This is a genomic window from uncultured Clostridium sp. (assembly GCF_900547735.1).
In the GTDB taxonomy this organism is placed as follows: Bacteria; Bacillota; Clostridia; order Lachnospirales; family Lachnospiraceae; genus Otoolea.
On sequence record NZ_URHZ01000131.1, the window covers coordinates 1 to 7,893 of the forward strand.

Below are 7,893 nucleotides of genomic sequence, written 5' to 3' on the forward strand. Positions count from 1 at the left end.
TTTTCTCCTGGATTCCCCCTCACCACAACCTGCAAACCGGGACTGAAGACTCATAATCCCCCTTCACCATCCCGACCCCCGACCTAACGGCGGCGTTCTCATTCCTCACCATAAATCCCTACCTGCGGCTGCCGATTCATATTAGAGACAGGAGGCATATGCCATGAACCCAATGGAACTTTTACAGATTAAAAATTCCTGCGATACATTTGTGAAAAATCACCCAAAATTTCCGCAGTTTTTAAATGCCGTTTACAACAGCGGCCTGGCGGAGGGCAATATTATCGAACTTTCGGTTAAAACAACGGACGGAAGAAATCTGGAGTCCAACCTGAAGCTGACACCTTCCGATGTAGAGCTGCTCCGCCAGCTCAGGGAGATGATCGGAAACAGGTAAAGACGTAACAAAAGACAAGGTTATACCGCTGATGCGTTATGATAAATAATCACAGAAAGGAGGGCAAACAATGAAAACAACAACATTTTACACAGTCACAGCCAAAACAGGAGGTATTATGAGAGTATAATGTTACCGTTCACGGAGTGGACGGCAGCTGCATAACCTCCTGAGGCATTAAGGAGATTATTTTATGAGTTATATAGAAGGTAACAAAGAGGCCTGGGAAGAGGCTTTTGAACACAGACAGCCCAACTGGGGCGATGAAAATTACATACGGCTGCTGAATGAAGGACTTCCTTTTTTCGATGAAAACGCCGCCGCAGAACTGCAAAAGATCCATTTTGCCGGAAAAGATATTGCACAGTTCTGCTGCAACAACGGGCGCGAGCTTTTGTCGCTCGTAAAGAACGGGGCAAACTCCGGCGTCGGCTTTGATATCGCGGAAAATATCCTGGAACAGGCAAGGATAACGGCCGAAAAAGCCGGCATTACAAACTGTAACTTTGTGGCGGCCAATATTCTCGATATTCCTGAAGGATACCATAATTCTTTTGATCTCGTCATGTTTACCATCGGAGCCATCACCTGGTTTGAAAACCTGGAGCCCTTATTCCAAAAGGCGGCCGACTGCTTAAGACCGGGCGGAATCATGTATATCCAGGATTTCCATCCCATTATGAACATGCTGGCTCTGCCCGGAGCCCCTGAATACGATGAGCAGAAGATATACGGGGTGGCCTACTCTTATTTCAGAAAAGAGCCGTGGGTTGAGAACGAGGGAATGGGTTATATGTCCGAAACATATGATTCCAAAACATTCATCAGCTTTTCACATACGATGGCCGGTATTATCAATGCGGCCTGCAAGGCGGGCCTTCGGATCACGGGGCTGAAAGAATACGACTATGATGTCGGCCTGTCTGAGATTTACGACGGGAAAGGTTATCCGCTGTCCTTTATCCTGACCGCCGAAAAATAGCATAAGAGCGCTTTCCTATGATATTAAAAAAGATGCAGACGTTCTGCCTTTCAGGCATCGCGTTTGCATCTTTTTTAATTCCATGTTCTCATTTTTAATTATGGCAGATGACCGGAATTCCCTGGTATACAAGATCGTACAGCAGCTTGGCCTTGGCCGGAGGAAGGTTGATACATCCGTGGCTTCCGCCGTACTGGTAAATCGTACCGCCGAACTTGCTTCTCCAGTTGGCGTCATGCAGACCGATTCCTCCGTTGAACGGCATCCAGTAATCCACATGGCTCTCATATTCATAAGTGCCGTCCGCCTGTTTTGCGCCTCTTAAGATTCGATCCGTCTGTTTGTAGTTGAGGCTGTAGATTCCCTCCGGCGTCGTATAGTTCTTTGAAACGTTGCCGGTTACGGTCGGGGCATCCCATACAAGGGCGCCGTCCTTAAACATATAGACGTGCTGCCCTCCCAGATCAACCTCCACATAGGTATTCCCCCAGTCTGGCGTCGTTCTGCTGGCGGCTGTTGCGGAATACTGCGGAGCCCATGTCTGGCTCTGACCCGTCTGTATCATCGCAATCAGAGCTTCCACTTCCACTGCCTGATTGAGTTTCCATCCGTAAGGGCCTGTCAGCGTCACATCCTTACCCGTAGCGGTGTGGAATACCCTGGCCGTGCCTGCCGTGTCGTATTTGGCAGCCAGTGAGGCAATGTATGCCGCCGCCGCGGTTCTGTCCACCTGAATCTGGCCGTCGGCTGAACCGGTAAACCAGCTTGTAAATACCGCTCCGGTGAGTTCTTCCGTGTTGTCGCCGTATGTATAGGTGATAACCATGTCCCTGCTCTGGTTCATCTTATCGCAGAGCGCCTTCAGCTGCTCGCTGTCCTTTGTCACCTGCACCGAATAGTAACATCCGTTTGCCGCCAGATCCACCTGGCTCTGTCCCGTGACCGCGGCGCCCTTGATAACGGCCTCTGTCTTCGCGGCATCCACGTTGTTGCCCTGGACTTCCGGAATAATGGTGAACGGCTGTCCCTCCTGATACGGGGAAATGCGGGCATCCGCCGTTGTAACAATATTTCCTCCGCTGATGCATTCCAGGCTCCTGATACGGGCCGTGAGAAGCGCGTCGTCATAGCTGGCCTGCAGCTCCAGTGTATGGGAGTTATCGGAGGAAGGGCCGGACTGGCGTCCCGTGTCGTTCTGCTGGCTCAGAATTTCCTGCAGATTGCTGGGGACCGTAACACGGTATCCAATCTCTGTTCCGTTAATATTCTCTTTCTTTCCGTCCTTCTCAATAATTGTCAGGTTGTAGCTTGAAGCGTAGGACTGTTCGATTTTGGCCTTTGCTTCCGCTTCTGTAAGTCCTCCTATCACAATACCGTTCACGTCTGTCCCCGTCACAAAACGTGACGCGTCATCTGCCAGAGTAGTAAAGCTGAACGCAAGCGTCAGAAGTGACACTGCTCCCAGAGTTCTTAAGACCTTTCTTTTTCTCATTCTTTCAACCTCTATCTGTTTTCATTTGGCCGTCGGGCGGCCTGCCTATAATATAGCACGTCCCCCGGTGGAATTTCCACCGTTTTTTGCAACTCGTACAAAATTGTTATAAAAACTTAAGCTTTTCCTTATTTTTCAGCAGAATTGAAGATGGTTTTGCCGCAAAGGACGCATGCCGCAAAAAAAGAACCGCTGCGGAAAATGCATAGGAAAAGAATGCGCGGGGATACTTGTTTTTATAAATGTACCTGCTTCAACCGGTGCCGTAAATACTCTCCAGGCCATGCTTTCCCCATTATAACAGAAAGACCCCGGAAATCCAGTACAAATATTCCAGACTTCCATTTTTTTACATTTTTTTCGTTCCGTAACAAATGTTACGGACTTTCATGATTTTCTATGGTATCTTATCTACAGAACAACAAAACAACAAAACAAATTAAAAAAGCGATAATACAGGAGGTCTGCTATGAATAAATTTTACAGAAGTGACGACAAGAAAAATATCTTATTAAACCTGGTATCTTTAGACGGCGGAGAAAAAGGAATTGCCCTGGAGGCCCTTAAGGCCAACACTTCAGACGGCGCGGCCGAGAAACATGTGCCCGTTGTCTCCATCAATGGAAATACCGTGGAAGTAGCCATCGGCTCCGTTGCCCATCCAATGCTGGAAGAGCACTATATCACAGGTATTTACATTGAAACAACATCCGGCGGCCAGTTTGCTTCCCTGAAACCGGGCGAAGAGCCAAAAGCCGTTTTCCTTTTAAAGGACGGCGATGAATTTATTGCAGCCTATGAGTACTGCAACCTGCACGGTCTCTGGAAGGCCGGAAAGTAACGTCTGTTTCCGATAAAGCCGTAAATCCGGCGGGACGGACAGGAAAAGTTTAAATTATTTCGGAGGTAATTGACAATGAAAAAATATGTATGTGAACCGTGTGGCTATGAGTATGACCCTGAGGTCGGAGATCCGGACAACGGAATTGCTCCGGGAACTGCATTCGAGGATATCCCTGACGACTGGGTATGCCCTCTCTGCGGCCTTGGCAAAGACGTTTTCGTTCCCGAAGACTGATTGTACTAAATAATAACCCCTCTCTATTTAACCAGCTAAATTTAACCAACAAAATCGGCCAGGTCTTCCTGAAGCCGGGAATAGTCAAGGATTGCAATGGATTTACGCCCCTCCATTTTAATTATCCCCTCCTCCTGCATCTGAGACAATTCCCTGGACAGAGAAGGCCTGGCCGCATTTAAGCTTGCGGCCAGTTCCTCCCTGTTCATTGCAAGTTCCACCCTCTTATTTCCTCCGCTGTTCTGGAGCAGGTAGAGGGCAATTCTCTGTCTCAGGCTCCCGCAGGTCAGAAGCTGGATTTTCTTTGAATTCTTTTCCGCCTCCTCGGCAAATACCCCCATCATATTAAACAGGATCTTGCTGTGGTGGACACAGTTTTTCTCACAGGTGCCGTAGAAAAAATGGCTGGAAATCCGAAGCAGTTTTACGTGGTTTCTCGCCTTCGCCGAGTAGGAGTACTGCTCCCTCTCTAAAAAGAGATCCACGACGCCGAACTGCTGTCTCGCCCCCAGGCATTCCGCATAGGTCTGACGCCCCGAAAGATTGGCCTGTTCAAGCAGGACTTCTCCCGACAGGATCATATAGATCCACTTCGGCTTTTCTCCCTGTGTAAAAATGTACTCCTCTTTTTCATATTCCACGATCCCGGACCGGGAACAGACAAGGCTTCTCTGAAGTTCCTCCTCCGTAAGTCCGTTAAAAAGTTTCAGTTCCTGTATTTCCATCTTTCTCTCCTATCTTCACACATGGAATCCGCACTTCTGCCTTAAAAAGCCTCCCTTTCTTCCCGCAGCGGAAGGTTCCGCCATGCCGTTCCAGTATCGTCCCGCATGTTTTAAGTCCGATATTGGTGCTCTCCCGCTCCGACTCATCGGCCGCCATACTGTTTTTAAGACAGATAATCAGTTCTTTCTCCGTTTCCCGGTATTCCGCTTCCACCGGCAGTCCACGGTCCGCATATTTGAGAATATTTGAAAACAGATTCCCAAATACTCTGCGCATCAGCTCCACATCCACGGAAAGGCTGCAGGTGATTTCACCCGTTTTGCGTATCACCTGAAGGCCTTCGCTCTCCAGATCGAACAGGCTCTCCTCCACGATCTGACCCACAAATTCCGCCCCGTTAACCTCGTCGCGGTGGAGTTCGTCCTGATCCCTGCTGTACACGAGAAAATACTCAAACAGCTTGTCGGACAGGCTTTTTATCTGGGCCGCCTTGTCGCGGCAGACGGACAGATATTTCTTCTGCCTTTCCCCGTCCTTTTCCATGCCGAGGATATCCAGATATCCCATCAGGGATGTCAGAGGCGTCCTCAGATCGTGGGACATGGCTGTGACCATGTCGCGGTTGGCAATCCGCAGCAGTTCCTCCTCCTCCTGTCTTGAAAGAATGGCTTTTCGCATGGAATCCAACTCTTCCGCCAGAGAAGAAAGCTCATCGTTGCCCTTCACCGTAACCTGGTAATTCAGCTCTCCGCTTTTGAGTATCTCCATTTCTTTCCCGAGAAGTTCAATATATTTTACTTTTTTCCGGATCAGCAGATATAAGATCAGGACAAAACAAAGGCCGCTTAAAACAGTGGAAAGCGCATATACAATTTCGTCCTCTTCACTTCCTATATAAAACAGTACCGCCGACGCGGCGCCGTCTGAAAAAGCCACGGTATACCCGGCCGGTTCCCTGTCTGCCTCCATATCGGCCTCCATGCCCGGGTCTGTGTACTTCTCCCCTTCTGTTACCGGGACCGGCTCCGTGTCCATTATATGATCCGGCATCATACCGTAATCGCTGTCCGGTATGGTTGCCACAATACGGCCGTCGCTGCTGAATATGGCTCTGTCACCGCGATACAGCGTCATAATCATCTTCCTGTCCTGATCCGTAAATCCCATTATTTTATCTCCGTCACTCATGGAAATTTTGTTTTCCGTGACAAATGCCTGGAATTTGCGGATGTATTCATTTTCCTTCCCGGCGATGACGGCCGGCATATAATTGTGGTCCAGGATATAATAGCCCAGATCCATAACCCGGACTAAGATAAAAAAGGCGCAGGCGGCGGCAAAGGCAACCGACAGAATTAATTTTATCCACAATCTGCTGCGATACTTTCCCCTCATTCGATCCGGTACCCCTTTCCCCATACATTTACCAGATATTTCGGATTTTTCGGATCCTTCTCCAGTTTTTTTCTCAGGTTCCTGATATGTACCATCACCGTGTTGTTGGAGGTGTAGTAGTAAGGCTCCTCCCACACGCTCTCATAAATATTCTGTATTGTAAAGATTTTGCCCCTGTTTTCCGCCATCAGCAGCAAAATCCTGTATTCCAGATCGGTCAGAAGGATTTCTTCTCCCTCCAGGCGTACTTCCCGGCTGTCTCTGTCGACAGACAAATCTTTAATCCGGATCACGGCCGTTCTCTCCCCGTTTCCGGAACCGCCCTGGTATACATAGCATCTTCTGAGCATTGCCTTGACCCTGGCCACCAGCTCCGTGTAGGAAAAGGGTTTTGCCAGATAGTCGTCGCCGCCTGCGCTGAACCCCAGCGCCTTGTCCGAGTCCTGGGTACGGGCCGTGAGAAACAGAATGGGAACCGTCAGTTTCTTCCTGATATCCAGGCATGCCAGGATTCCCGATTTTCCCGGCATCATCACGTCCAGGATAATCAGATCCACGGTCTGATCCGCTTTTTCCACCGCTTCCTTCCCATTGCCGGCCTCGATCACTTCAAAACCCTCGTGCTCTAAAAGAATGCGCACCACCTCCCTGATCTCGGGATCGTCGTCAGCAAATAATATCCTTTTTCTCTCCGTATTCATCTCCATCCGTCACCTCATCCATATTTTCCGTCGCAATCCACTGGATTCCAAGCTGTTCCAGATACCCTTTGAGCATCTGGATCAACAATCTCACCGGCTCCGGACATTCTTTTTTATTCTTCAGCAGCATATAGACCACCCTGTCCTCCGGGCCGTCTTCCATCGGAAGCAGTTTCACCGCCATCCTGCCCTCCATGCTGAGGGCCGCCGATCGGGGAAGGACGGTCCAGTACTCGTCCTGCTCAATGAGCTGCTCCAGAAGCTGCATATTATCGGTCTCCACACGGCATCTTCTTCCGTCCCCGAACCAGTAGGTGTGCCACATGACAAACTCGGGATGCCATTCCAGGTATATCTCGTTTCTGACGGACAGCGACGACGGGTGGACGGTTCCCTCATAGGAACTGCCCTTCCCGCAGACAAAACACATCGGCTCCTTAAAAAGAGGGATGGACGCCACGGTCCTGGAATATCCGGGGTTGGCAATCAGACCGGCTTCCAGTTCCCCCGATTCAATCAGTTTATAAGTATCCCTCGACTCCAGGGCCAGGATACACATGTCGCAGTCGTTCGCCCTGTTTAAAAACTCCCGGTACACCGGCCCCATCAGGTACGTCTGGACACTCTGGATCGTAGATAGGAACATCGTCTGCCGTTCCTCCCGCCAGATTGCTTCCCTGGTCTCCTGCCAGAGCCTCTTCCATTTTTCCGCCACCGGGACCATGCGTTTTCCCGCTTCGGTCAGTTTAACACGGCGGATCCCCTTCTTCCTTATCAGAAGCGGCGCCCCCAGCTCCCTCTCCAGGCTGTCCAGGCGGCTGCTCAGCGTAGACTGGGTCAGATACAGCCGTTCCGCCGCCTTTGTCAGCGAACCGGACTCTATAATTGCCAGAAATGCGTCGATTTCAGACTGATTCATATCCTCCTCCGTATTCTCAACTTCCTCTGAAGTAAATACCGGGTTACTGAGCACGAAGTGATCAGTAACAATATCGATTTTATCAATATTATATACCCAGATTATCCATTTTACAAATATATATTTTTCTACTATGATAAGGAAAATGAGGGATTTAGTTGAGATGCGAGGACGCCTCTGTAAGACGGCGGACGGGGTGGTGG

At 49.6% G+C, this 7,893-nt stretch carries 9 protein-coding genes; 4 read left to right on the top strand and 5 right to left on the bottom strand.

What is annotated here, in order from left to right; all coding sequences use genetic code 11:
* The first annotated feature begins 163 nt into the window (after positions 1-163).
* Together QZT18_RS22955 and QZT18_RS22960 are read left to right on the top strand one after the other, a co-directional pair.
* Positions 164-397 (top strand): hypothetical protein, encoded by a 234-nt coding sequence (locus QZT18_RS22955; protein WP_227032017.1) that lies wholly within the window; start codon positions 164-166, stop codon positions 395-397.
* A 193-nt stretch (positions 398-590) separates the two neighbouring features.
* The gene (locus tag QZT18_RS22960; RefSeq protein ID WP_294151983.1) at positions 591-1,379 is read left to right on the top strand and encodes a bifunctional 2-polyprenyl-6-hydroxyphenol methylase/3-demethylubiquinol 3-O-methyltransferase UbiG; all 789 of its coding nucleotides are present in this window, start codon (positions 591-593) and stop codon (positions 1,377-1,379) included.
* A gap of 94 nt (positions 1,380-1,473) precedes the next feature.
* Here QZT18_RS22960 and QZT18_RS22965 read toward each other — a convergent pair whose 3' ends face one another.
* Complete coding sequence (locus tag QZT18_RS22965) at positions 1,474-2,871, bottom strand: L,D-transpeptidase (RefSeq protein ID WP_294151985.1); 1,398 nt, start codon at positions 2,869-2,871, stop codon at positions 1,474-1,476.
* A gap of 469 nt (positions 2,872-3,340) precedes the next feature.
* Between QZT18_RS22965 and QZT18_RS22970 the strand changes: the two genes are divergently transcribed.
* Positions 3,341-3,712 carry a desulfoferrodoxin family protein gene (locus QZT18_RS22970; protein ID WP_227032022.1) on the top strand — a complete coding sequence of 124 codons (372 nt, stop codon included), beginning with the start codon at positions 3,341-3,343 and terminating at the stop codon, positions 3,710-3,712.
* Between the two features lie 75 nt (positions 3,713-3,787).
* Positions 3,788-3,949, top strand: a complete 162-nt coding sequence (rd, locus tag QZT18_RS22975) for a rubredoxin (protein WP_125144125.1) — start codon at positions 3,788-3,790, stop codon at positions 3,947-3,949.
* 41 nt (positions 3,950-3,990) lie between these two features.
* Here rd and QZT18_RS22980 read toward each other — a convergent pair whose 3' ends face one another.
* Genes QZT18_RS22980 through QZT18_RS22995 form a run of 4 tightly spaced genes read right to left on the bottom strand, consistent with a single transcriptional unit; the run spans position 3,991 to position 7,690 of the window.
* The gene (locus QZT18_RS22980; protein WP_294151987.1) at positions 3,991-4,674 is read right to left on the bottom strand and encodes a Crp/Fnr family transcriptional regulator; all 684 of its coding nucleotides are present in this window, start codon (positions 4,672-4,674) and stop codon (positions 3,991-3,993) included.
* Entirely contained in the window at positions 4,646-6,070 is a 1,425-nt protein-coding gene (locus QZT18_RS22985) for a HAMP domain-containing sensor histidine kinase (protein ID WP_294151989.1), read from the bottom strand. Before QZT18_RS22985 ends, QZT18_RS22980 begins: the two co-directional genes overlap by 29 nt.
* Positions 6,067-6,771 carry a response regulator transcription factor gene (locus tag QZT18_RS22990; RefSeq protein ID WP_366925959.1) on the bottom strand — a complete coding sequence of 235 codons (705 nt, stop codon included), beginning with the start codon at positions 6,769-6,771 and terminating at the stop codon, positions 6,067-6,069. Before QZT18_RS22990 ends, QZT18_RS22985 begins: the two co-directional genes overlap by 4 nt.
* Positions 6,737-7,690 (bottom strand): LysR family transcriptional regulator, encoded by a 954-nt coding sequence (locus QZT18_RS22995; RefSeq protein ID WP_294151992.1) that lies wholly within the window; start codon positions 7,688-7,690, stop codon positions 6,737-6,739. The genes QZT18_RS22990 and QZT18_RS22995 overlap by 35 nt, the downstream gene beginning before the upstream one ends.
* Positions 7,691-7,893: the final 203 nt, after the last annotated feature.

Bases quoted from the DNA above. Each gene is read 5' to 3' on its own strand.
- QZT18_RS22990 (WP_366925959.1), bottom strand. From the start codon at position 6,771: ATGAATACGGAGAGAAAAAGGATATTATTTGCTGACGACGATCCCGAG.
- QZT18_RS22955 (WP_227032017.1), top strand. From the start codon at position 164: ATGAACCCAATGGAACTTTTACAGATTAAAAATTCCTGCGATACATTT.
- QZT18_RS22965 (WP_294151985.1), bottom strand. From the start codon at position 2,871: ATGAGAAAAAGAAAGGTCTTAAGAACTCTGGGAGCAGTGTCACTTCTG.
- QZT18_RS22960 (WP_294151983.1), top strand. From the start codon at position 591: ATGAGTTATATAGAAGGTAACAAAGAGGCCTGGGAAGAGGCTTTTGAA.
- QZT18_RS22985 (WP_294151989.1), bottom strand. From the start codon at position 6,070: ATGAGGGGAAAGTATCGCAGCAGATTGTGGATAAAATTAATTCTGTCG.
- rd (WP_125144125.1), top strand. From the start codon at position 3,788: ATGAAAAAATATGTATGTGAACCGTGTGGCTATGAGTATGACCCTGAG.
- QZT18_RS22980 (WP_294151987.1), bottom strand. From the start codon at position 4,674: ATGGAAATACAGGAACTGAAACTTTTTAACGGACTTACGGAGGAGGAA.
- QZT18_RS22970 (WP_227032022.1), top strand. From the start codon at position 3,341: ATGAATAAATTTTACAGAAGTGACGACAAGAAAAATATCTTATTAAAC.
- QZT18_RS22995 (WP_294151992.1), bottom strand. From the start codon at position 7,690: ATGAATCAGTCTGAAATCGACGCATTTCTGGCAATTATAGAGTCCGGT.